Source organism: Luteococcus sanguinis (genome assembly GCF_039527675.1).
Taxonomy (GTDB): Bacteria; Actinomycetota; Actinomycetes; order Propionibacteriales; family Propionibacteriaceae; genus Luteococcus; species Luteococcus sanguinis.
This window is the reverse complement of sequence record NZ_BAAAKI010000010.1, coordinates 108,158-131,059: the sequence shown is the minus strand read 5'-3', so window position 1 is coordinate 131,059 and position 22,902 is coordinate 108,158. Positions and strand designations below refer to the sequence as shown.

At 67.8% G+C, this 22,902-nt stretch carries 25 protein-coding genes; 16 read left to right on the top strand and 9 right to left on the bottom strand.

Annotated features, from left to right (window positions below):
• Nucleotides 1-29: 29 nt before the first annotated feature.
• Together sucB and ABD089_RS07875 are read right to left on the bottom strand one after the other, a co-directional pair.
• Entirely contained in the window at nt 30-1,886 is a 1,857-nt protein-coding gene (gene sucB, locus ABD089_RS07880; RefSeq protein ID WP_343885744.1) for a 2-oxoglutarate dehydrogenase, E2 component, dihydrolipoamide succinyltransferase, read from the bottom strand.
• 152 nt (nt 1,887-2,038) lie between these two features.
• Nucleotides 2,039-3,538, bottom strand: coding sequence for a leucyl aminopeptidase (locus tag ABD089_RS07875; protein WP_343885743.1), 1,500 nt, complete (start codon nt 3,536-3,538; stop codon nt 2,039-2,041).
• Between the two features lie 205 nt (nt 3,539-3,743).
• Here ABD089_RS07875 and gcvT point away from each other — a divergent pair, with 205 nt between their 5' ends.
• Nucleotides 3,744-4,844 (top strand): glycine cleavage system aminomethyltransferase GcvT, encoded by a 1,101-nt coding sequence (gene gcvT, locus ABD089_RS07870; protein WP_343885742.1) that lies wholly within the window; start codon nt 3,744-3,746, stop codon nt 4,842-4,844.
• 25 nt (nt 4,845-4,869) lie between these two features.
• On the opposite strand, the gene ABD089_RS07865 is transcribed toward gcvT, so the two are convergent.
• The 4 genes from ABD089_RS07865 to ABD089_RS07850 are packed head-to-tail and all read right to left on the bottom strand — an operon-like array spanning nt 4,870 to nt 7,066.
• Nucleotides 4,870-5,154, bottom strand: coding sequence for a hypothetical protein (locus ABD089_RS07865; protein WP_343885741.1), 285 nt, complete (start codon nt 5,152-5,154; stop codon nt 4,870-4,872).
• Complete coding sequence (locus ABD089_RS07860) at nt 5,151-5,369, bottom strand: hypothetical protein (RefSeq protein WP_343885740.1); 219 nt, start codon at nt 5,367-5,369, stop codon at nt 5,151-5,153. The genes ABD089_RS07865 and ABD089_RS07860 overlap by 4 nt, the downstream gene beginning before the upstream one ends.
• Nucleotides 5,369-6,379, bottom strand: a complete 1,011-nt coding sequence (locus ABD089_RS07855) for an aldo/keto reductase family protein (protein WP_343885738.1) — start codon at nt 6,377-6,379, stop codon at nt 5,369-5,371. The genes ABD089_RS07860 and ABD089_RS07855 overlap by 1 nt, the downstream gene beginning before the upstream one ends.
• Before the next feature lie 30 nt (nt 6,380-6,409).
• Entirely contained in the window at nt 6,410-7,066 is a 657-nt protein-coding gene (locus tag ABD089_RS07850; RefSeq protein WP_343885737.1) for a DUF3043 domain-containing protein, read from the bottom strand.
• A gap of 156 nt (nt 7,067-7,222) precedes the next feature.
• Here ABD089_RS07850 and ABD089_RS07845 point away from each other — a divergent pair, with 156 nt between their 5' ends.
• The 11 genes from ABD089_RS07845 (at nt 7,223) to ABD089_RS07795 (ending at nt 15,323) form a co-directional block, all read left to right on the top strand.
• Entirely contained in the window at nt 7,223-8,452 is a 1,230-nt protein-coding gene (locus ABD089_RS07845) for an inorganic phosphate transporter (RefSeq protein ID WP_343885736.1), read from the top strand.
• A gap of 17 nt (nt 8,453-8,469) precedes the next feature.
• A complete protein-coding gene (locus tag ABD089_RS07840) occupies nt 8,470-8,751 on the top strand; it encodes a hypothetical protein (RefSeq protein ID WP_343885734.1) in 282 nt (93 codons plus the stop codon).
• A gap of 7 nt (nt 8,752-8,758) precedes the next feature.
• On the top strand, nt 8,759-9,115 hold the full coding sequence (locus ABD089_RS07835; RefSeq protein ID WP_343885732.1) for a DUF3349 domain-containing protein: 357 nt from the start codon (nt 8,759-8,761) through the stop codon (nt 9,113-9,115).
• Between the two features lie 3 nt (nt 9,116-9,118).
• Nucleotides 9,119-9,433, top strand: coding sequence for a DUF3349 domain-containing protein (locus tag ABD089_RS07830; protein ID WP_343885731.1), 315 nt, complete (start codon nt 9,119-9,121; stop codon nt 9,431-9,433).
• Nucleotides 9,434-9,536: 103 nt separating this feature from the next.
• Nucleotides 9,537-10,391 carry a PspA/IM30 family protein gene (locus tag ABD089_RS07825; RefSeq protein ID WP_343885729.1) on the top strand — a complete coding sequence of 285 codons (855 nt, stop codon included), beginning with the start codon at nt 9,537-9,539 and terminating at the stop codon, nt 10,389-10,391.
• Nucleotides 10,388-10,666, top strand: a complete 279-nt coding sequence (gene pspAA / locus ABD089_RS07820) for a PspA-associated protein PspAA (protein ID WP_343885728.1) — start codon at nt 10,388-10,390, stop codon at nt 10,664-10,666. Before ABD089_RS07825 ends, pspAA begins: the two co-directional genes overlap by 4 nt.
• Nucleotides 10,666-11,655: a glycerate kinase gene (locus ABD089_RS07815; protein ID WP_343885727.1), complete on the top strand. Its 990-nt coding sequence runs from the start codon at nt 10,666-10,668 to the stop codon at nt 11,653-11,655. Before pspAA ends, ABD089_RS07815 begins: the two co-directional genes overlap by 1 nt.
• Nucleotides 11,656-11,743: 88 nt before the next feature.
• Complete coding sequence (locus tag ABD089_RS07810; protein WP_343885726.1) at nt 11,744-12,091, top strand: HesB/IscA family protein; 348 nt, start codon at nt 11,744-11,746, stop codon at nt 12,089-12,091.
• A 255-nt stretch (nt 12,092-12,346) separates the two neighbouring features.
• Entirely contained in the window at nt 12,347-13,210 is an 864-nt protein-coding gene (ctaC, locus tag ABD089_RS07805) for an aa3-type cytochrome oxidase subunit II (protein ID WP_465262228.1), read from the top strand.
• Nucleotides 13,211-13,284: 74 nt separating this feature from the next.
• Nucleotides 13,285-14,931, top strand: coding sequence for an aa3-type cytochrome oxidase subunit I (gene ctaD, locus ABD089_RS07800; RefSeq protein WP_343885874.1), 1,647 nt, complete (start codon nt 13,285-13,287; stop codon nt 14,929-14,931).
• Nucleotides 14,928-15,323: a cytochrome c oxidase subunit 4 gene (locus ABD089_RS07795; protein WP_343885725.1), complete on the top strand. Its 396-nt coding sequence runs from the start codon at nt 14,928-14,930 to the stop codon at nt 15,321-15,323. Before ctaD ends, ABD089_RS07795 begins: the two co-directional genes overlap by 4 nt.
• A gap of 140 nt (nt 15,324-15,463) precedes the next feature.
• Here the strand turns inward: ABD089_RS07795 and ABD089_RS07790 are convergent, their stop codons facing one another.
• The 3 genes from ABD089_RS07790 to ABD089_RS07780 are packed head-to-tail and all read right to left on the bottom strand — an operon-like array spanning nt 15,464 to nt 18,415.
• Complete coding sequence (locus ABD089_RS07790) at nt 15,464-16,921, bottom strand: GuaB1 family IMP dehydrogenase-related protein (protein ID WP_343885724.1); 1,458 nt, start codon at nt 16,919-16,921, stop codon at nt 15,464-15,466.
• Between the two features lie 31 nt (nt 16,922-16,952).
• Entirely contained in the window at nt 16,953-17,993 is a 1,041-nt protein-coding gene (gene trpD, locus ABD089_RS07785) for an anthranilate phosphoribosyltransferase (RefSeq protein ID WP_343885723.1), read from the bottom strand.
• Nucleotides 17,993-18,415 (bottom strand): response regulator, encoded by a 423-nt coding sequence (locus ABD089_RS07780; RefSeq protein ID WP_343885722.1) that lies wholly within the window; start codon nt 18,413-18,415, stop codon nt 17,993-17,995. Before ABD089_RS07780 ends, trpD begins: the two co-directional genes overlap by 1 nt.
• Before the next feature lie 167 nt (nt 18,416-18,582).
• Between ABD089_RS07780 and ctaE the strand changes: the two genes are divergently transcribed.
• Genes ctaE through qcrB form a run of 4 tightly spaced genes read left to right on the top strand, consistent with a single transcriptional unit; the run spans nt 18,583 to nt 22,867 of the window.
• The gene (gene ctaE / locus ABD089_RS07775) at nt 18,583-19,299 is read left to right on the top strand and encodes an aa3-type cytochrome oxidase subunit III (RefSeq protein ID WP_465262227.1); all 717 of its coding nucleotides are present in this window, start codon (nt 18,583-18,585) and stop codon (nt 19,297-19,299) included.
• Between the two features lie 33 nt (nt 19,300-19,332).
• Nucleotides 19,333-20,133 (top strand): cytochrome bc1 complex diheme cytochrome c subunit, encoded by an 801-nt coding sequence (gene qcrC, locus ABD089_RS07770; protein WP_343885720.1) that lies wholly within the window; start codon nt 19,333-19,335, stop codon nt 20,131-20,133.
• Complete coding sequence (qcrA, locus tag ABD089_RS07765) at nt 20,103-21,197, top strand: cytochrome bc1 complex Rieske iron-sulfur subunit (RefSeq protein ID WP_386769545.1); 1,095 nt, start codon at nt 20,103-20,105, stop codon at nt 21,195-21,197. The genes qcrC and qcrA overlap by 31 nt, the downstream gene beginning before the upstream one ends.
• Entirely contained in the window at nt 21,197-22,867 is a 1,671-nt protein-coding gene (qcrB, locus tag ABD089_RS07760; RefSeq protein WP_343885718.1) for a cytochrome bc1 complex cytochrome b subunit, read from the top strand. Before qcrA ends, qcrB begins: the two co-directional genes overlap by 1 nt.
• Nucleotides 22,868-22,902 lie beyond the last annotated feature (35 nt).

The following is a 22,902-nucleotide window of genomic DNA, read 5'->3' as shown; positions in this document are numbered from 1 at the left end:
TGCCGAACAGTGCCGTTCGATGGCTGCGATCAGGCGCCGATCTCGCCGGCGAAGTCGCCCTCCTCGAGGCGGGCCTTGACCGCGCTCAGGAACAGGGCCGCCTTCGCGCCATCCACCAGGCGGTGGTCATAGGTGAGCGAGAGGTACATCATGTCGCGCACGGCGAGGGTCTCCCCACCGAACTGGTCCTCGACGACGACGGGGCGCTTGACGAGCGCACCCGTGCCGAGGATGGCCACCTGCGGCTGGTTGATGATCGGGGTGTCGAACAGGGTGCCGGCCGAACCGTAGTTCGTGATGGTGAAGGTGCCACCGGACAGTTCGTCCGGCGTGACCTTGGACGCACGGGTGCGCGCGGCCAGGTCGCCAATCTTCTTGGCCAGGCCGGCGATGTTCAGGTCGCCCGCGTCCTTGATGACCGGCACCATCAGGCCCTTTTCGGTGTCGACGGCGATGCCGATGTGCTCGGCGTCGTGGTAGGTCACCTCACCAGCGGCGTCGTCGATCGTCGCGTTGACGAAGGGGTAGGCCTTCAGCGACTCGATGGCGGCCTTGGTGATGAAGGGCAGGTACGACAGCGAAGCGCCCTCGCGCTGCTTGAAGTCGTCCTTGTGCTGCGAGCGCAGGCGGCTGATCGCGGTCAGGTCGACCTCGACGGTCGCGGTGAGCTGGGCGGCCACCTGCAGCGACTCGACCATGCGCTTGGCGATCGTGGTGCGCATCCGCGACATCTTCTCCGTGGTGCCACGCAGGCTTGAGAAGTCCTGCGCCGGCTTGAGCGCCCGGACCGGAGAGGCGGGGGCAGCCGGGGCGGCGGGGACGGCAGCCGGAGCCGGCGCCTTCTTGGCTTCGGCGGCAGCGAGCACGTCCTGCTTGCGGATGCGTCCACCGACGCCGGTGCCGGTGATCTCTGACAGCGCGACGCCGTTCTCGCTGGCCAGCTTGCGCACCAGCGGGGTGACGTAGACCGATTCGCCGTCTGCGGCGGGCGCGGCCGCGTGGGCCGGGGCAGCAGCGGGCGCGGGCGGGGTCACCGGCGCAGCGGGAGCAGATGGGGCCTGGGCCTCGGCGGCGGGAACCTGCACGCCCTCATTGGTGTTCGCCGCGGTGGGCTGGGGGGTCGGGGCAGCAGGAGCCGGGGTGGCCTGCGGGGCCGGTGCAGGAGCGGGAGCTTCCTCAGCTGCGGGCGCAGCCGGAGCGGCGGCGGGTTCGGCTGCGGGAGCCGCACCGGGGGTACCGATGATTGCCAGGACGGCGCCGACCTCGGCGACTTCGTCCTCCTTCACCCGAATCTCCAGCACGGTGCCGGCGGCGGGGGAGGGGATCTCGGTGTCGACCTTGTCGGTGGAGACCTCGACGAGCGCCTCATCGGCCTCGACGGTGTCGCCGACACTCTTCAGCCAGCGGGAGACGGTGCCCTCGGTGACCGACTCGCCCAGTGCGGGGAGGGTGACCTCGGTGCCCTGCGCATCAGCGGGAGCCTCGGCCGCGACACCACCGGCGGGAGCCTCTGCGGCCGAGGGATCGGCCGGGGCCGCCTCGGTCTGGTTGACCTGCTCCTGTGCGTCGACGACCTGTTCGGCGGGAGCAGCGGCGGCGGGGGCCGGGGCGGCGGGAGCAGCGGGGGCGGCAGCTGCGCCAGCCTCGGACTCCTCACCGATCACGGCCAGAACGGCGCCGACCTCGGCGACATCGTCCTCGGCCACGCGGATCTCGAGCACAACGCCCGCGGCGGGGGACGGGATTTCGGTGTCGACCTTGTCGGTGGAGACCTCAACGAGAGCCTCGTCGACCTCGACGCGATCGCCGACGGCCTTGAGCCAACGGGAAACGGTGCCTTCTGTGACACTTTCGCCAAGTGCCGGGAGGGTGACTTCGGTGGCCATGTGGAATGGGCTCCTTCGCAAGTACCGGTGTGAACGACGCCAGCCTAGCCCCACCGGGCCATTGGGAGGGCCAGTCCCCGGCCCGCAGCTGCGAACCGGGGACTGGATGTCTGCACGCCGTCGATCGGGGCCGGCGGCCTGCCCGGACCTGCTCAGCCCTGCAGGGAGGCGGCCAGCGCCACCAGCGTGCGTACGGCCGCGCCGGTGCCGCCGGTGGGGACATGGTCGTAGGGCGCCGCGTCGTTGAAGGCGGGCCCGGCGATGTCGAGGTGGGCCCAGGCCTGGTCTTCCCCGACGAAACGCTGCAGGAAGGCGCCGGCGGTCAGCGCGCCGCCATAGCGGGCCCCGGACGACTTGAGGTCGGCCACCTTGGAGTCCAGGTCCTTGCGGATGTGCTCCGGGATCGGCAGCTGCCAGAAGTCCTCGCCCGCCGCCTCGGCTGCGTCCAGCACCAGGTCGGCGGTCTCGTCGTCCGATGCCATCAGCCCGGCGGTTCGCAGGCCCAATGCCACCATGCAGGCTCCGGTCAGGGTGGCCACGTCGACCACCAGGTCGGCATCGTCCTCCCGGGAGCGGGCCAGCGCGTCGGCCATCACCAGGCGCCCCTCGGCGTCGGAGTTCGCGTTCTCGACCGTGATGCCGCCGTACATGGTGATCACGTCGGAGGGGCGGTAGGCCGAACCGGACGGCATGTTCTCGGCCATCGACGCGTAGGCGGTGACGTGCACGCCGAGTCCCAGCTGGGCAATGGCTCGCGTGGCGGCGATCACGGTGGCGGCGCCGGCCATGTCGCACTTCATCGTGTACATGCCCTCGGAGGGCTTGAGGTTCAGGCCGCCGGTGTCAAAGGTGATGCCCTTGCCAACCAGCACCAGGTGGTTGCGGGCCCCGCGCGGGTTGTGGTCCAGCCGGACCAGGCGCGGTGCCCGGTTCGAGCCGCCCCCCACGGCCAGGATGCCGCCGTAGCCACCCTTGGCCAGTGCCTTCTCGTCCAGCAGCTCGACGTCGACCTTGAGCCCGGACATCGCCTCCTTGGCGGCGGCGGCGAAGGTCTCGGGGTAGAGCAGGTTCGCCGGCAGGTTCACCCAGTCACGGGCAGCGCACACGGCGTCGGCCACGATCCGTCCTGCCTCGACCGCCTCCTTCGCCTCGGGCGACGACAGTGGGCTGACCACCTCGATGGCCGACACCTTGGGCGTGGCCGGCGTGGCCGACACCTTCGTCGGGGTGTAGGCGCCCAGCAGGGAACCCTCCGCGACGGCGCGCACGAGCTCGGGCTCGTCGGCGCCCAGCGAGACCTGCACGCTCAACGGCTGCTCGCCGGCCAGCGCTGCGGCAGCGCGCAGCGCGGCCCCCGCGCTGCGCCGCAGCTGGTCGGGGGAGCACTCGTCGGCGCCCAGGCCCACAACGATCCCGCGCTGGGCACCCACCGGCAGGGCGATCGTGCTGCCGGCCTCGGGCTTGGCGCCGAGGTTGCGGGCGAGCGCGAGCAGATCCTCGGAGGTGGGCATTCCCTGGCCATTGGGCAGGCCCACCAGGTGCAGGTCCTCACCGCTGCCGGCCAGGCCGACCACGACGACATCGGCCGTGCTCGGGGCCTTGGGGCTCGGGGCCTTGGCGAGCTGGACGGTGGGACGGGTGGTGGTGGCCACGGGGATGCCTCCTGGGCGGTTTGGACGAGTGGTGGACGAACGATTTGTCGCCGTCAGGTTACTGCCCGGGCTGCTCTCGAAACAGGGCGCCGTCGGCTCGTGGGCCGAACATTTCGTGCGCTAGCCTGCACGTGCCCAAAGGTTTTCTCGTCACCGGCGTCGAGAGAGCCCGTGATCGTCGTCCTGGACCGTGGAGGGACTACCCATGACCGAACTGTTGCATTCACCCCTGCACGACCGCCACGCGGCGGCGGGTGCCAAATTCGCCGAGTTCGGTGGCTGGCTGATGCCGATCGAGTACGCGGGTGGCGGGGTGCTCGGCGAGCACGAGTGCGTCCGGGACCGGGTCGGCATCTTCGACGTCTCCCACCTGGGCAAGTTCCGCGTCATCGGTGCCGGGGCTGTGGACTTCTTGAATCGCTGCCTCACCAATGACCTGCGCAAGATCGGGCCCGGCAAGGCCCAGTACTCGATGTTGTGCGCCGAGGACGGCGGCGTCGTCGACGACCTGATCTGTTACGTGATCAGCGACGACGAGGTTTTCGTCATCCCGAATGCCGCGAACTGCGCCGCCGTCGTCGAGATTCTGCAGGCCCTGCCGGGGGCCGGTGACCTGGAGATCACAAACCTGCACCGCGACTACGCTGTGCTGGCGGTCCAGGGGCCGAAGTCGGACGAGGTGGTCACTGCCATGGGCCTGCCCACCGACATGGACTACATGGCTTTCGCCGTGGTCGAGCACGAAGGCGTCCCCTACACCGTGTGCCGCACGGGTTACACCGGCGAGCGCGGCTACGAACTGGTCGTCCCCGCCGAGGTCGCCGGCGCGATCTGGGACGCGGTGATGGCCGCGGGGAAGCAGTACGCGATCAAGCCCTGCGGGCTCGGCTCACGCGACACCCTGCGCACGGAGATGGGCTATTCCCTGCATGGCAACGACATCTCGCCCGAGATCGACCCGGTGTCTGCCGGGCTGTCGTGGGCGATCGGCTGGGGCAAGGACGAGTTCCGCGGCCACCAGGCCCTGCGCGCGATCAAGGAACAGGGCCCGGCGCGCCGGATGCGTGGCCTGCTGGCGCTCGGGCGCGGTATCCCCCGCCACGGCATGGCGGTCGTCGACGACAAGGGGCGTGAGATCGGCGTGGTCACCTCCGGCACCTTCTCCCCGACCCTCAAGCAGGGCATCGCCCTGGCCCTGATTGACGTATCCAAGGGGGTTGACGATGAGGTGGGCGTGCAGGTGCGCAACCGAGTGGAGCGTTTCCGCATCACCAAGCCTCCCTTCGTCACCCCCGAGGTGCGCTGAGGCCGGGTGCAGCCGGGCGCAGCACTCAGCGGCGCTCGCTTCGCAAGAGCACGAAACCAAAGGCCGCCACGGCGGCACCCATCCCGATCACGACGGGCTGGCTGAGCCGGGCCGCGTGCAGGCGCTCCTCATAGGTCTGCACCTGCTCGCTACCGAGCGTGCCGAATTCGTTCTTGTGGCACACGTCCCCAGGCCGCATCTCGACACCGCGACAGGTCACGTGCGGGTCTGCCACTGCGACGCCCCCGTAGACGACCATCGCCACCCCGACCAGCGCGAGAACCAGGTGCGCCCAGCGGCGCCAGCTCACATGGCCTCCAGCGACATCGGGCCGTAGACCAGCCGGTCCTCCTCGAACAGGCTCACGCTGCTCACGCCCAGGTCGGCGAGATCGGAGTAGTACTCGCCCAGCCAGGCCTCGGCCAGGGACTGGTCGTCGAAGCCCTGGCCGAGTCCAGCGCCGGCGAGGTCGTCCTGGCTGGTCTCCGAGCCGGGGGACAGTTCTGCCATCCACACGTATGCCATCAGGCGAGCCTCTCCGTCGGGGACGCCTGGCCGACCTGGCCGGCGTCGCGGTTGATCCGGTCGCCCAGCACCTCGTCGATGCGGGAGACGACCTCTGGGGGCAACTCCACGTCCGCGGCGGCCGCCGAGCCGGCGATCTGCTCCGGCCTGGACGCGCCGGCGATCGCGGAGGCGATGTTGTCATTGGCGAGCACCCAGGACAGCGCCAGCTGGGCCATCGTGATGCCAAGGTCGTCGGCAATCGGACGCAGGCCCTGCACGCGGCGCAGCAGCTCCTCGTCCTGCATCTTTCGGGAGACGAACTGGTTGACGCCCTCTGTGGCCGCGCGGGAGCCCTCCGGCGCCTGCTCACCGGGCAGGTACTTGCCGGTCAAGATGCCCTCGTACAGCGGGGAGAAGACCACCTGCGAGATGCCGAGCTCGCGGCTCGTGGGCACCACCTCGGCCTCGATGATGCGGTGCACCATGTTGTACTGCGGCTGGTTGCTGACCAGCTGGATCCCCAACTGGTTGGCCAGTTCGTGGCCACGTCGCAGCTGCTCGGGGCTCCACTCGCTCACGCCGATGTAGTGCGCCTTGCCCGCGTGGACGACGTCGGCGAAGGCCTGCATCGTCTCCTCGAGCGGGGTGAAGTGGTCGTAGCGGTGGGCCTGGTAGACGTCCACGTAGTCCATGGACAAACGGCGCAGGGAGCCGTGGATCGATTCCATGATGTGCTTGCGCGACAGGCCGGTGTCGTTGTGCTGGCGCTCGCCGGTGGGAAAGTAGACCTTGGTCATCACCTCCAGGCCCTCGCGGCGCTCGTGCTTGAGCGCCTTGCCGAGCACCTTCTCGGCTGCGCCGTTGGCGTAGACGTCCGCGGTGTCGAAGGTGGTGATCCCGGCGTCGAGGGCGGCGCGGACGCACTCCTTGGCGAGCTTGGTCTCGACCTGGCTGCCGTGGGTCAACCAGTTGCCGTAGCTGATGGCCGAGACCTTCATGCCGCAGCTACCGAGGCGACGGAACTTCATGGCGGTTCTCCCGTGGGTGGTGGTGTCGGGTCAGTACTTCTCGCCGCGGGTCACCCGTGGCTCGGGACGACGCATGAACCGCATCGTCATCATCCGGTTCATGAGGTACATCATCAGCCCTCGCTGCTTCGGCTCGAGGCCACGGACGCGAGCCTCGCGCTGGTAGCCGCGCCAGGCCAGCCAGATGCTCAGCACGAACAGCGCGAACAGGAACATGGTCGCGGCCGTCACCCATTGTGTGACCTGCACATTGCGGGGGAAGGAGATGCTGATCGCCATCAAGACCAGCATCGCCGGCAGCACGAGCGAGACGAGCGACAAGCGCGAGTCGATGTAATCGCGGGCCAACTGGCGCTCGGGGGAGCGCTCCGCGGCATCCAGCGAGCGCAGTCGCTTGTCCTGGGCGGCAGCGCGGTCGGCCTTCTTCTGCTGCTTCGGGGTCAGGACAGGGTGCAGACGGGCCATCCGGGCGGCCTCGGCCTCAGCGCGGGTGGGGGTGGGTCGCCCCTTCTTCTGCGGGTTGTTGGTGCTCGCGGTCTGCTCGACCGTGTCGACCGCTGGCGCGGCCTGGGGGGTCACTCGAGCGGCCTTGGCCTTGTCGGAAGCCTTCGGGGCGGGGGCCGCCGTGGCGCCACCGACCTTCGGCTCGTCCTTGCTGCCCTGCTCGTATGGGCGGAAAAGTCCCACGTCACGTCCTCGTCCGTACGGCGCCCCCGTGGCGCCGGTTCGCGCACCATCCTAGGGCTGTCCGGGTGGGGCCCCGGGACGGCCGATGACCACATTCTCAGCACTTTCTGTACCCCGGGCTGGCACAACCACACCCAAAGGGTGTGAACTTTGCGCGTGTCAGTCTCCCTACTGCTTCTGGTCCTGGTTGTCGCCACCGCGATTGCCTTCGACTTCACCAATGGTTTCCACGACACTGGCAATGCGATGGCGACCTCCATCGCCACCGGCGCGCTGAAGCCGAAGACGGCAGTCACCCTCTCCGCGGTGCTGAACCTGATCGGGGCCTTCCTGTCCGTGGAGGTGGCGTTGACCGTCACCAATGCAGTGGTCAAGATCCAGGACAAGTCCGGTGCGCCCAAGGCCGAGTATCTCGCCGACCATGGTCATCTCCTGCTGATGATCGTCTTCTGCGGGCTCGTCGGAGGCATCGTCTGGAACCTGCTGACCTGGTTGCTCGGCCTGCCCTCGTCCTCCTCCCATGCGCTGTTCGGTGGCCTGGTGGGCTCGACGCTCGTGGCGCTGGGCATCAACGGCGTCAACTGGGCCGGCGATGGGACCAAGTTGGACGGGGTGCTGGGCAAGGTGATCCTGCCCGCACTGGGTTCGCCCGTGGTTGCCGCGATCGTCTCGACCATCGGCACCTGGCTGATCTTCCGGATCACCGAGGGGGTGGCCGAGCGCTACAAGGAGGCCGGCTTCCGGTGGGGCCAGATCGGTACCGCCTCGCTCGTCTCGCTGGCGCACGGCACGAACGATGCCCAGAAGACAATGGGCGTGATCACGCTGGCGCTGATCGCCTACGGCGCGCACTCCGACACCACGACGATCCCCTGGTGGGTGAAGGTGGTCTGCGCTGCTGCGATCGCACTGGGCACCTACCTCGGCGGTTGGCGCATCATCCGCACCCTCGGCAAGGGTCTGGTCGAGATCAGCTCCCCCCAGGGCATGGCTGCCGAGGCGGCCTCCGCCGCAGTCATCCTGTCGTCCTCCCACCTGGGCTTCGCGCTCTCGACCACCCACGTCGCCACCGGCTCGATCATGGGTAGCGGCATCGGCAAGACCGGCGCAGAGGTGCGCTGGGGCGTCGCCCTGCGGATGGTCGCGGCCTGGCTGATCACCCTCCCGTGCGCCGGGGCGGTGGGTGCTGTGACCTACCTGATCGGCAGCTCATTGCCCGGCTACCTGGGGGCCCTGGCCGTCTTCGCGATCCTGCTGGGCCTGTCCAGCTACTTCCTGTGGCATTCCCGCAAGGCGCCGGTCAGCGCCGACAACGTCAATGACGACTGGGATGGGGGCGAGCCGGGCTCGTCCGCCGTCGACGACCTGGCCTTGGCCAAGAACTGAGGACGACCATGATCGGCTTGTTCTTCGAGGACATTGCGCTGGTGCTGCTCGTCGGCGTCCTGGTGGGGGCTGGCCTGCCGGCCCTCTTTGCGGTCGGCGTGCGCGCTCTGGCCTACGGTGCGGGCGGCGATGCCGAGCTGAGCCATGAATCTGGCCACGCGATCGGCACCGTGATCGCGTTCCTCTGCTTCGCCGTCTGCCTGCTCGTGATCGCGATGGGGATCTCCATCGTGGTCTCATCCGGGTTGGGCTACAGTGTCGACTTCTCGCACGTCATTCCCGTCTTCCACAAGAAGTGAGCCCGGCGTGAATCCCTTCCAGACAATCCTGCACTGGCTCCGTGCTGGCTACCCCGACGGAGTGCCCCAAGGCGACTACGTCGCGCTGCTGGGCGTGTTGCGCCGTAGCCTCACGCCCGTCGAACTCGAGAACATCGTCCGGACGCTCGCCCCTGAGCTGAACGGGGTCGACCCCGAGGAGGCGGTCGAGCACGTCCGCCAAGCCATCGCCCAGCAGACCCTGCAGCAGGTCGACGATGCGGATGTCCAACGCGTACTGGAACGGCTCGAGCAGGGTGGCTGGCCACATCGCGTCCCAGACGAGTCCGAGGTAAACGAGTTGGACGAGTTGGACGAGTTGGGCAACCGGGGCCAGCTGGGCTGAGCCGTGCTGGGTCTCGACAAGGTGATCAGCTGGCTGCGCGCCGGTTATCCCAACGGCATCCCCGACCGGGACTATGTGCCGCTGGTCGCCGTTCTGCGCCGACGGCTGGGAGCGGACGAGATCAACCGACTGGGCGCTGACCTGGTAGAGCACGGACTGGTTCCAGCTGACCGGATCGATGTCGGCACCGGGTATGTCCGGATCACTGACGAACTGCCCAGCGTCGAGGAACTGGAACGCGTTGCGGCTCACCTGCACCGGGCTGGCATCGACATCGACGACCCGGTCTGGGGGAGTGGGGGCCAGCTTCAGGGTTAAGCCCTTGGATGATTCCGCAAATGCGTCCCGCCCTCCTAGGCTGGTGCTTGTTACGGGCAATAGCCTTGGTGGCGTACGCCGATCTGAAAGGTACGACAGCGACATGGCAGGAATCTTCAGCCGTTTCTCGACCATCTTCCGCGCCAAGGCCGACAAGGCCCTCGACAAGATGGAAGACCCGCGCGAGACCCTCGACTACTCCTACCAGCGACAGCTCGAGCTGCTCCAGAAGGTGCGTCGCGGTGTGGCCGACGTGGCCACGAGCCGCAAGCGCGTCGAACTGCAGGCCACCCAGCTGAACGGTGAGGTCGACAAGCTCAACCTTCAGGCGCAGCGTGCGCTGGAGCAGGGGCGCGAGGATCTGGCTCGGGAGGCGCTGACCCGCAAGTCGGGCCTGCAGCAGCAGCTCTCGGACCTCCAGGCGCAGCACGCCCAGCTCCAGGGTGAGGAGGAGAAGCTCGTCCGTGCCTCCACCCGTTTGCAGGCCAAGGTGGACGCCTTCCGCACCCGCAAGGAGACCATCAAGGCGACCTATTCGGCAGCCGAGGCGCAGACTCGCATCAACGAGGCCTTCACCGGCATCTCCGAGGAGATGGGTGACGTCGGCCTGGCGGTCCAGCGTGCCGAGGACAAGACCCAGCAGATGCAGGCTCGCGCAGGCGCGATCGACGAGCTGTTGTCCTCCGGAGCGCTCGACGATCCCTCGGGCACCTACAAGGACGACATCACGCGCGAGCTCGACCAGCTGGCCAGCTCCTCCCAGGTGGAGAACGAGCTGGCCGCGCTGAGGGCCAAGGTCTCGGGCGAGATCGCCCCATCGACACGTCCGACGGCCCCCGCCATCGAGGCAGCCGATGAGCCGGTTGTCGCGGCTGGGCAGCACACCGCGGCCGCACGTGCCGCTGACGAGGTCGACGGCACCATCGACCCGACCTACCAGCAGGGTGGGCAGGCATGATCATCCGGATCCTTGGCGAGGGGCAGTTCCGGGTCCCGGACACTGAGCTGGACCGCCTGAACGAGGCCGACGGCGCGGTTTCCCAGGCCATCGACTCTGCCGACGAACAGGCGCTCGCCGCGGCCCTGCAGGGCCTGCATGACGTCGTTCGCGATCGGGGCGTGGCGCTGGCCGACGACGAACTGGTCGATTCGGACCTGATCGTCCCCGACGCCGAGGCCTCCCTGGACGAGGTGCGTGACCTGCTGGACGAGGACGGTTTGATCCCCGGCTGATGCGGGTCGTCATCGTCTCTGCTCCCTTCGAAGGGCTGTCGTCGCGCCAGACCGGAACCGCGCTGGCGCGAGCGTGGTCTGACCTCGGGGCCGAGGTGGCGGTCGTCCCGACAGCCGACCTCGTCTCGGACGCCACGGCGTCCTCCTTCGCGCAATCACTGGCTGACCTGGGTGGCCCTGCTGCCGCGTGCCCGTCGGCGGTCGCCGAGCCGAACGCCTGGAGCACCGCCTCGAGTAGCGCGGCAGTGTTCCTCTTGCCGTCCGAGGGCGACCTGGTGATCGCCGATGCCTGGCCAGCAGTGCGCTGGCACGACGGGGGAGCGGGGCTGGCCCACCGACTCGGGGTTCGCGGCGACCGCCCACTGGATGCTGGCGGACGTGCCCTGGCAGGCGTCACGTCCGTCGACCTCGGCCCGGCGCGGGCTGCGCTGGACGGACGACGCCTGGTGTTGGCCACCACCGCCGAGGAACTTGCCAAGTCGCTGACTGGCCTGCGTGGCATCACCTCCGTGCTGGGCCACGAACGCCATGACGACCCCGCCCTGATGCTGGCCACCGACCAGGCACTTGTGGACTGGTGCGCTGCCCTGGGAAGACCGGACCTGGCGAGCGCTCCGGCAGCGGGTGCCTGCGGTGGGGTGGGTGCGATCGTGCTGGCGCTGGGCGGGGAGGTCGTCACGGCTCCGCAGCACCTTGCCGAGCGGGCAGGTCTGGCGGCGACCATCGGCCACGCCGACCTGGTCGTCGTCGGTTACGACAAGTTGGAGTTCGGCACCAAGGGTGGCGATCTGCTGCCCTTGGTGACGGAGTTGGCTGGTGATGCGATGCGTCCGGTGGTCGTGGTGGCCCGGACCAACTTCATCTCGGCGCGCGAGCTGCGGACGATGGGTGTCGAGGCTGGCTACGCGCTGGCCCCCGAGGGAGTCGTGCCAACGGCGGACGAAGTCACCGAGTCGGTGCGTGGAATCGCCCGGACGTGGTGCTGGTGACCTGCGGGTAAGCTCTTTTGAGCATGCGGAACAAAGCCGCGGCACGCGGCGTTGAGCAAGCGACTGACTTCTTTCCAGGAGGACGAACATGACCGAGACCCAGACCGTCGCTGACGGCATCACCCTGACCGAGGAGGCCTCCTCCAAGGTCAAGGCCCTGCTCGAGGGTGAGGGCCGCGACGACCTAGCACTGCGCGTCGCCGTGCAGCCTGGTGGCTGCTCGGGCCTGCGCTACCAGCTCTTCTTCGACGAGCGCCAGCTCGACGGCGACGTGGTGAAGGGCTACAACGGCGTTAACGTCGTCACCGACCGGATGAGCGCCCCGTACCTGGCTGGCGCGACGATCGACTTCGTCGACACGATCGAGAAGCAGGGCTTCACGATCGACAACCCCAATGCACAAGGTTCTTGCGCCTGCGGCGACTCCTTCCACTGACATACCCCACCGGGTACCCCTGCCGGGGACGCGCGGAGCTCAGCGTCCCCCGCAGGGCTGCTGGTCAGCAGGCATTAGCGGCCATCTCGTCGTCATCCCCAGGATGCGACGAGGTGGCCGATTTGCGTTAGGCTGTCGCGCAAGACACGGCACTGCCCCCTCGTGCGCGATTCTCGCAGTACGGGTGCCGGCAGCGGCCCGTCGGGCATGGGGTGCGAACCCTGCGCCTACACGACACTGTGGAAGGGCAATGACGTGGGTTTCGAACTCGAACGGCACCGGCGGGCAATGAAGCTTGCCGCGGGCGGCATCGGCACGTCCCTGTTGCTGGGTCTCACCGGCTGCAGCGCCGAACTCAGCGACCAGTTCGCACGGATCGGCCTCCAGGCACCGGCCAGCGACCGGGCGCACTACATGGGCAACCTCTGGATCGGCGCGTGGGTTGCGTGTGCCGTGATCGGTGCCCTCGTGTGGGGCCTGATCTTCTACTCCATGTACAAGTTCCGCCGCCGCCCCGGCAACGAGGTGCCGCGCCAGACGGCCTATCACCTCCCGCTGGAGCTGCTGTACACCCTCGTCCCGATCCTGATCGTCGGCGTCTTGTTCTTCTACACGGTCAAGGCGCAGAACCGGGTTCTGGCCACCGAGGACAACCCCGACCACACCATCAAGGTCGTGGGTCAGAAGTGGTCGTGGACCTTCAACTACATGGAGCAGGAGAACGCGGCGGTTGGCGCCGACGTGCACGAGATCGGCACCATCGAGAAGATCCCGGACCTCTACCTGCCCGTTGGCGAATCGGTCCGCTTCGAGCTGACCTCCGCGGACGTCATCCACTCCTTCTGGGTGCCCGCCTTCTACTTCAAGATGGACGCCATTCCCGGCAAGCCCAATGCCTTCGAGCTGACGCCCGAGAAGGTCGGGGTCTACGACGGCAAGTGCGCCGAGCTGTGTGGCACCTACCACGCCGCCATGCTGTTCACGGTCCACGTGGTCAGCCCCGACGAATACGACGCCTACCTCAAGGGCCTCAAGGACAAGGGCCAGACGGGTACGAAGCTCGGACCCGCCTACCCCTCGCAGATGGCCTCCGCTCCCGCGAAGGAGACAGAGAAGTGACCACGCTGAGCCGAACCACCTCGATCCCACAGGTCCAGGTCCGTCGCCGCGAGCACTCGCTGGGGCGCCACTTCATGGACTACTTCACGACCACCGACCACAAGAAGATCGCGCACCTGTACTTCATCACGTCGTTCATATTCTTCGGCATCGGTGGCCTGATGGCCCTCGCGATCCGCGCCGAGCTCGCCAGCCCTGGCATGCAGTTCCTGGATCACGAGACCTTCAACCAGCTGTTCACCATGCACGGCACGATCATGCTGCTGATGTTCGCAACGCCACTGTTCGCAGGCTTCTCGAACTTCCTGGTGCCGCTGCAGATTGGCGCCCCCGATGTTGCCTTCCCGCGTCTGAACATGTTCGCCTACTGGCTGTACCTGTTCGGCTCGCTGATGGCTTGTGCAGGCTTCCTGACCCCTGACGGGGCTGCCTCCTTTGGCTGGTTCGCCTACGCGCCGCTGAGCAACTCGATCAACTCGCCCGGTTTCGGCGGTGACCTGTGGGTCATGGGCCTGTACCTGCTGGGCCTGTCCTCGATCCTCGGCGCGGTGAACTTCATCACCACCATCACCTCGATGCGCGTCCCCGGCATGACCATGTTCCGGATGCCGATCTTCACCTGGAACATCCTGGTGACCTCGATCCTCGTCATCCTGGTCTTCCCGGTGCTGGCTGCTGGCCTGCTGGTCCTCGAGTCCGACCGTGTGCTGGGCTCCCACCTGCTCGACGCCGCCAGCGGTGGTCCGATCCTGTGGCAGCACCTGTTCTGGTTCTTCGGTCACCCCGAGGTCTATGTCTTGGCCCTGCCCTTCTTCGGCATCATCACCGAGGTTCTCCCCGTCTTCAGCCGCAAGCCCGTCTTCGGTTACGTCGGCCTGGTCTACGCCACCATCTCCATCGGCGGCCTGTCTGTCGCCGTGTGGGCGCACCACATGTTCGTCACCGGTGCGGTCAACCTCCCCTTCTTCAGTTTCATGACCTTCATGATCGCCGTCCCGACGGGCGTGAAGTTCTTCAACTGGATCGGCACGATGTGGGGCGGCTCGCTCAGCTTCGACACCGCCATGATGTTCGCGATCGGCTTCCTGACCACCTTCCTGTTCGGTGGCCTGACCGGCGTCATCCTCGCCTCCCCGCCGATGGACTTCAATGTCTCGGACACCTACTTCGTCGTGGCGCACTTCCACTACGTGCTCTTCGGCACCGTGGTGTTCGCGATGTTCGCCGGCTACTACTTCTGGTGGCCGAAGATGACGGGTCACATGCTCGACGAGCGTCTGGGCAAGCTGCAGTTCTGGCTGCTCTTCTTCGGCTTCCACACCACCTTCCTGGTGCAGCACTGGCTGGGTGTCGAGGGGATGCAGCGTCGAATCGCCGACTACCTCCCGATGTTCGGCTGGACCCTGCTGAACCAGATCTCCACCTTTGGCTCCTTCCTGCTGGGCGTCTCCTTCCTGCCCTTCATCTGGAATGTCTACAAGTCCTTCCAGAGCCCGAAGGTGACCGTGAACGATCCCTGGGGCTGGGGGCGTTCGATGGAGTGGGCCACCTCCTGCCCGCCGCCGCGCCACAACTTCGACAGCCTGCCCCGAGTTCGTTCGCCGTACCCGGCCTTCGATCTCAACCACCCCGAGCTGTCCGACGGGCACGACACGGGGCTGCAGGCCAAGATGGTCGCCGCAGAGTCCACCACCAAGCAGGAAGCCGGTGAGATCCGATGAAGGTCGAACGCAACATCTTCTTCGGGCTGGGCCTGTTCTACGCCTTCGCCTGTGGCCTGTACGCCTACATGGCGCGTGAGATTGTCGGAATCTTCGTCCTCGCCCTGTCGGCGCTGTTGGCCTTCATGATCGCTGGCTACATGCTGGTGGAGGGACGCAAGAACGACGAGCCGCTGGCCGATGTGGCCGACGCGCAGATCTCGCAGGGTGCCGGCACCCTCGGCTTCTTCCCGCCGCACTCGATCTGGCCCTTCTGGGCTGCGCTGACGGCCTCCGTCATCGCGCTCGGGCCGGTCTTCGGCTGGTGGCTGACGGTCCTGGGCTTTGGCATGGGCATCTGGTCGGTTTCCGGCTGGGTGTTCGAGTACTACCGCGGCGACTACGCCCACTAGTACACAAGGTTGGGCCCCCGCAACCACAGGCGGGTTCCTGCGGTGCTCGTAACACCCATCGTCTGGGCAGGTGCGAGGACCACAGGAATCCGAGCCAGGTTGCGGGGGCCCTTCGTTCACCGCTGCCGGAGCGTGTTGGGTCAGCTCCAAGACTGCGACAGCGGGCGTCCCTCGTCGAAGCCCGAGGGGCTCTGGACCCCGACCACGGCCTTCTCTGCGAACTCGGCGAGGGTACGCGCGCCGGCGTAGGTGCACGACGAGCGTACGCCTGAGGTGATCCAGTCGATGAGATCCTCGACGCCCGGGCGAGCGGGATCCAGGTACATCCGCGAGGAGCTGATGCCCTCCTCGAAGAGGGCGGCGCGAGCGCGGCTGAAGGCCGACTGCTGGGCTGTGCGGGTCCGGACGGCGCGGGCGCTGGCCATCCCGAAGGACTCCTTGTACAAACGGCCCTGCGCGTCGACGAGCAGGTCACCCGTGGACTCGTGGGTACCGGCGAACCACGAACCGATCATCACGCTGCCGGCGCCGGCGGCCAGCGCCAGGGCGACGTCGCGGGGGTGGCGGACGCCGCCATCAGCCCACACGGCCTTGTCCAGCGAGCGGGCCTGCTCGGCGCAGTCCAGCACCGCCGAGAACTGCGGGCGCCCCACCCCGGTCTGCATCCGGGTCGTGCACATCGCGCCGGGGCCGACGCCGACCTTCAACACGTCCGCACCGGCGTCGGCGAGGTCGGTGACGGCCTGGGGGGTGACCACATTGCCCGCCACGATCGCGATTCGGCGTCCGGCGCGATCGGCGAACTCGTCGCGCACCTGGCGCACGGCTCGCAAGGACTCGATCATCTTCTCCTGGTGGCCGTGCGCGGTGTCCATCACCAGCACGTCCGCGCCGTCTTCCAGCAGCGCCTGCGCGCGGCCCACCACGTCCCCGTTGATGCCCACCGCCGCGGCCACCATCAACCGTCCCTGGGGGTCGAGGGCGGGGGAGTAGAGGGTGGCGCGCAGGGCACCCTTGGGCCCCATCACGCCCACGAGTTGGTCGCCGTCAAGGGCGAGGGCGATCGGCTGGTGCTGGGTGGTCAAGAGGACGAAGACCTCCTGGGGGTCGGCGTCAACGCCCACGGTCACCAGGTCGGTTGACATCACCTGGTGCACCTGGGCGAAGCGGTCGACGCCCTCGGACTGCGCGGGGGTGACGAGCCCAACCGGGCGACCGTCCTCGACGACGACCACCATGCCGTGGGATCGCTTGCCCATCAGTGCCGTCGCCTCCCCGACGGTCGTCTGCGGGGACACTCGGACGGGCGTGTCGAAGACGGGCGGGGCGGCCTTCACCCGGTCGATGGACTTCTTGACGATGTCGATGGGGATGTCCTGCGGCAGCACCGCCATCGCGCCGCGACGCGCCACCGTCTCGGCCATCCGGCGGCCGGAGATGGCGGTCATGTTCGCGACGACGAGCGGCAGGGGAGTGCCGATGCCATCGGTGGAGGTGAGGTCGACGTCCATCCGGGAGGTCACGGACGAACGATTGGGCGCCATGAAGACGTCGTTGTACGTCAGGTCGTAGCCGGGCTGTTCAGTGAGGAATCGCACCAAGACATCCTCGCAGAGCGGGGCAAGTGGCTCAGGCCTGGTTGGACGCCCCGACCAGCCGGTCGAGGGCCTGGTTGGCGCGTCCGGAGTCGATGGCATCGGCGGCCTCGTCGAGACAGGCGCGCAACTGCTCGGTGACGTCGCCGTCCAGAGCTGGCCCACGGTGGGCCAGCAGGGCAGCGGCTGCGTTGAGCAGGACGATGTCGCGAACCGGCCCCGTGGCTCCGCCGAGCACCTCGCGGGCGACCCGCGCATTGTGCTCGGGCATGCCGCCCACGAGGTCATCACGGGTCGCGGCCCGCAACCCGAGGTCCTGGGGGTCCAGCGAGGTCTCGTGCACCTGTCCATCGGCCAGCAGCCACACCCGGCTGGTGGTGGTCGTGGTGAGTTCGTCCAGGCCGTCCTCGCCGTGGAAGACGAGTCCGCGGCGACCGCGGCGGGCCAGCACGCCTGCCATCAGCTCCGCGGCCCGGGCGTCTGCGACGCCAATCGCAGCAGCATCGGGACGAGCTGGATTGGTCAGCGGGCCGAGCAGGTTGAAGGTCGTCTGGATGCCGAGCTCGCGGCGGACCGGCCCGGCATGGCGCAGGGACTGGTGGTACAGCGGGGCGAACAGGAAACTGATGCCTGCTTCGTCCAGCACGCGTTGCTGGTGGGCGGGGGGAACTTCCAGTCGCACGCCGAGGGCTTCGAGGCAGTCAGCCGTGCCGCACATCGACGATGCGGCCCGGTTGCCGTGCTTCACGACCTTGGCGCCCGCACCGGCCGCGGTCAGGGCGGCCATCGTGGAGACGTTGACGGTGTTGGCCCGGTCACCCCCGGTGCCGACGATGTCGACCGCATCCCGGGAGAGGACGACCGGGGTCGCTGCCTCGGTCATGGCCTCCGCCAGGCCGACGATCTCGTCGACGGTCTCGCCCTTCGAGCGCAGCGCGACGGCGAAGGCGGCGATCTGGACGGGCGAGGCGTTGCCGCCGAGGATCTCGGACATCGCCCAGTGGGTCTCGGCGGGTCCAAGGTCATCGCCGGTCACGAGCCGGGTGAGCAGGTCTGGCCAGGCGATGGCACCCATCAGCGAGCGGCGGCCTGCGAACGCGCCTGGCGGACCGTGTCGGCCACCGCGTTGGGCAGGCGGACGGGATCGATCGGCAGCGGGACGATCGTCTCGGCCTTCGACCAGCTCGCCAGCCAGGCATCGGCCACGCGGGCCACCAGGAGCACGACGGGCGGGCAGTCGGGAAGTTCGTCCTTGAGCTGGTGGCACAGGCCCATGCCCCCACTCGGGACCGCCTCACCGTCCAGCACCAGCACGTCGAAACCGCCACCAGCAACAGCCTTCTCGACGGCTCGGTGGGTCGCGACGTCGAAGATCTCCAGTTCGGGAAGGTCCTGCGCGATGCGCCGGCCGAGGGCCAGCCGCACCTCGTCACGGGTCACGCGGTCATCGGAGTACAGCAACACCTTCAGCCTGGCGGTGGTCTGCTCTTCGCTCATCTGTGGTCCTCGTGGAGTGGTGTGCGCCTGCGCGGCCTTGCTCGGCATGCTATCGCGCCCCACGCCGTGCCGGACACGGGAGCCGTGGGCGGCGAGCAGCACCACGGGATGGGTCCACAGGTGACTCTTGACATGACGACAGGCAGTTTTCAGGCAATAATGGCGCCGTGGCTACTTCATCGACGACCAACGCCGCTCCCGTGAAGCCCGTTGGAGCCGTGCACTCGATTGCACCCTCCCGCCTGCACGCACCCAAGGGCCGCACCGACATGGTCCCGCTGGGTACCTGGGTGTGGCTCGCCAGCGAACTGATGTTCTTCGCGGCCATCTTCGCCGCCTACTTCATGGTTCGCGAGGTCACGACCAATGCGGCCAAGACCTACGAGGAATCGCTCTTCCAGACCGAGTTCCACCACATCAACGTGACCTTCGCCGCGATCAACACCGCGATCCTGGTTGCGTCGTCCGTGACTTGCCAGATGGGCGTGTTCAAGGCTGAGCACGGCAAGGTGAAGCGTTCAGGCTCACTGCTCAACCCGCTGTCCTGGGGCTTGCGCGAGTGGTACATCCTCACCTTCGTGATGGGCGCGATCTTCGTCTCGGGTCAGATCTGGGAGTACTTCACGCTGTTCAGCGAGGGCTTCGGCATCAGCACCAATGTCTACTGGTCGCTGTTCTTCCTGGGCACCGGCATCCACGGTCTGCACGTCTTCGGCGGCCTGCTGGCCTTCCTCTTCGTGCTCGGCCGCACCTACCTGGCGCGCACCTTCACCCACGAACAGGCCGTCAGCGCGATCGTCGTGTCGTACTACTGGCACTTCGTCGACTTCATCTGGATCATCCTGTTCAGCGCCATCTACCTGCTGCCGCTGCTCCCCAACTGACCCGCCAAACCCAGCACCAGAGAGGTACTTCTCGTGCGATTCATCTCGAAGCGGCGCCGCCACCCGGCAGCCAAGCCGCTCACCCTGATTCTGGCCCTGTTCATGATGGGGTTCGCCTACACGGCGGCCACGCCGGCGAGCCAGTCCGCAGCTGACTCGACCACCAACCCCCAGGTCGCACAGGGCAAGGCCCTCTACGACGTCACCTGCTCGTCCTGCCACGGCCTCAACGGTGAGGGTTCGTCCGTGGCTCCCTCGCTGATCGGGGTGGGCGCGGCGGCAGTCGACTTCCAGATGGGAACCGGGCGCATGCCGATGGCCAAGCCGGCCGCCCAGGCGCCCCGCAACCAGGTGACCTACTCGGACGAGGAGATCAGCGCGATCGCCGCCTACGTCGCCTCGCTCGGCGCCGGTCCGGCCATCCCGTCCGCCGACAAGTACTCCACCGCCGGCCTCTCCGACGAGGACCTGGCGCGCGGTGGCGAACTGTTCCGCACCAACTGCTCGGCCTGCCACAACTTCGAGGGCTCCGGTGGCGCGCTGCCGGACGGCGCCTACGCGCCCGCGCTGAAGGGCGTCTCCTCGAAGCACATCTACGAGGCTCTGCGCACCGGTCCGCAGCAGATGCCGCTGTTCTCCGAGGGCGCGCTGCCCGACGAGGACGTCAAGGACATCATCGGTTACCTGACCAACCTCAACGAGAAGCCCAGCTACGGCGGCTTCGCGCTCGGTGGCCTCGGCCCGGTGGCCGAGGGCTTCTGGGGTTGGTTGATCGGCATCGGCTCACTCGTGCTGGTTGCCACGTGGTTGGCCAAGAAGGGGGCTCGCGCGTGATGAACGACCACAAGGACATCGAACTGGTGGACGAGGCGTCCTACCAGCCGGTCCCGAACCCAGGCCTTGAGCCCCACCACGAGCGCTGGACGGACGCAAACGCGGCCGCTGCCAACCGCGCCTACCGCGAGGTGCTCGGCATGCTGGCCCTGGTGCCGCTGCTGGCCATCGCCTTCGTGGTGATCTACTTCGCCGTGCCGAAGGAGAACTACGTCAAGTTCGGCCCGCTGCATGCCAGTGCCATGCACGTCGGCCTTGGCCTGACCGGCGGCGTGGCCACCCTTCTCATCGGCTTCGCCTGCATCCACTGGGCCAAGCAGCTGATGGACGACACCGAGGTCATCGACTACCGCCACTCGGCGTCCTCGAGCGCTGATGACCGCGAGGCCATGCTGCAGCAGTGGCGCGCCGGCGCGGCGGAGTCCTCGCTCGGACGGCGCAAGCTGATCGGCCTCGGCCTGGCGGGTGCCGGACTGGCGGCAGTCCCGGCCGTGGTGCTTCTCGCCGACATGGGCCCACACCCGGGTCCGGGGTTGCGTCGCGCCACGATCGAGAAGACCATCTGGGCCGACGGGGTGAAGCTCGTCAACGACATCACCTTCAAGCCCATCAAGGCCTCCGACATGGAGATCGGGCAGCTGGTCAATGCAGAGCCCGAGAACCTCGAGGAACTGCACGGCACTGCCTTTCAGCAGGCGAAGGCCAAGGCGGCCATCATCATCGTCCGCATGGCACCCGAGTCCATCCGCATCCCCGAGTCCCGCAAGGACTGGCAGGTCAACGGCATCCTCGCCTACTCGAAGATCTGCACGCACGTGGGTTGCCCGATCTCGCTGTGGGAGCAGAAGTCGCACCACCTGCTCTGCCCCTGCCACCAGTCGACCTTCGACCTCGGTGACTCCGGCGTCGTGGTCTTCGGACCCGCCGCCCGCGCGCTGCCCCAGCTCCCGATCAAGGTGAGCGCCGATGGCTACCTGGTCGCCCAGCGCGACTTCGACGTCCCCGTTGGCCCCAGCTACTTCGAGCGCGACTCGCGCAACGACTTCAAGAAGGGTGACAACTGATGGCACGCCCCGCTGACGTTGTGGAGACCTCCCCGGCGCTGGACGTCCAGACGCCGACCAAGGAGTCCCGCGCTCCGAAGCTGCCCGGCGCCCTGAACTGGGCCGACGAGCGAGTTGGCCTTGCCAAGATGGCACGTGGCAACCTGCGCAAGGTCTTTCCCGACCACTGGAGCTTCCTGCTCGGTGAGATCGCGCTGTACTCCTTCATCATCCTGCTGCTGACCGGCGTCTTCCTGACGATCTGGTTCAAGCCGTCGATGGCGGAGATCGAGTACGAGGGCTCCTACCAGCTGCTGCGCGGCGTCGAGATGTCGGAGGCCTTCGCCTCCGCCCTGGCGCTGAGCTTCGACATCCGCGGCGGTCTGCTGGTGCGCCAGGTGCACCACTGGGCCGCGATCCTGTTCATCGCCGCCATGACGGTGCACATGCTGCGCGTCTTCTTCACCGGCGCCTACCGCAAGCCGCGTGAGCTCAACTGGCTGATCGGCGTCGGCCTGCTGGCGCTCGGCCTGATCGAGGGCTTCGCAGGCTACTCCCTGCCCGACGACCTGCTGTCCGGCACCGGCCTGCGCTTCGTCGATGGCCTGATCCGCTCCATCCCGCTGATCGGCACCTGGGCGGAGTTCTTCGTCTTCGGCGGCGAGTTCCCCGGCGACATCCTCGTGCCCCGCCTGTACATGGTGCACATCCTGCTGGTTCCCGGCATCCTGCTCGGCCTGATCGCCGCGCACCTGGCGCTGTTGGTGTACCAGAAGCACACCCAGTACCCCGGCCCCGGACGCACCGAGTCCAATGTCGTCGGCTACCCCCTGTTCCCGGTCTACATGGCCAAGGCTGGTGGCTTCTTCTTCGTGGTGTTCGGCGTCACCGTGCTGATGGGCGCATTCATGCAGATCAACCCCGTGTGGAAGTTCGGCCCCTACAACCCCGCTCAGGTGACTGCCGGTTCCCAGCCGGACTGGTACATGGGCTGGGTCGAGGGTGCCATCCGCATCATCCCGAACTGGGAGTCGCACATCGGCGGCACGACGTGGAGCTGGAACATCTTCGTTCCCGGCGTTGGCCTGATGGGTCTGTTGTTCACCGCCTTGGGCGCGTGGCCCTTCATCGAGCAGTGGATCACCGGTGACAAGGACGAGCACCACATCCTCGACCTGCCGCACAATGCGCCCACCCGCACCGCGCTGGGCATCGCGGGGATGACCTGCTACGCGATGTTCTGGCTGTCCGGCGGCAACGACATCCTGGCGACGCATTTCGGCCTGTCCCTCAACGACGTGACCCGCTTCATGCGCGTCGCCGTGTTCGTCATGCCGGTGATCGCCTTCTTGATCACCAAGCGCATCTGCCTCAGCCTCCAGCGCCGCGACGTCGAGCGCGTCCTGCACGGATCGGAGTCCGGCGAGATCGTGATGACGCCGCAGGGTCGTTACTACGAAGATCACGCGCCGATCAGCGAGGACGAGGCCTTCACCCTGACCCAGCACAAGCAGTACGACATGGTCGAGGCCGGGGAGCCGGGCGACGTTGCCGGCTCCGAGGTCAGTTCGCGTCGTGCCCGCTTCAGCCGCTGGTACGTAGGTGACGAGATCGCCAAGCCGACGACCGCCGAGATCGAGGACGCGCACCACCACGGTGACCCCCCCGAACTGGAGAGCCCCGGCCACTGAGTCAGTCACCTGCACGCCGAGCAGCGGACCCCGCG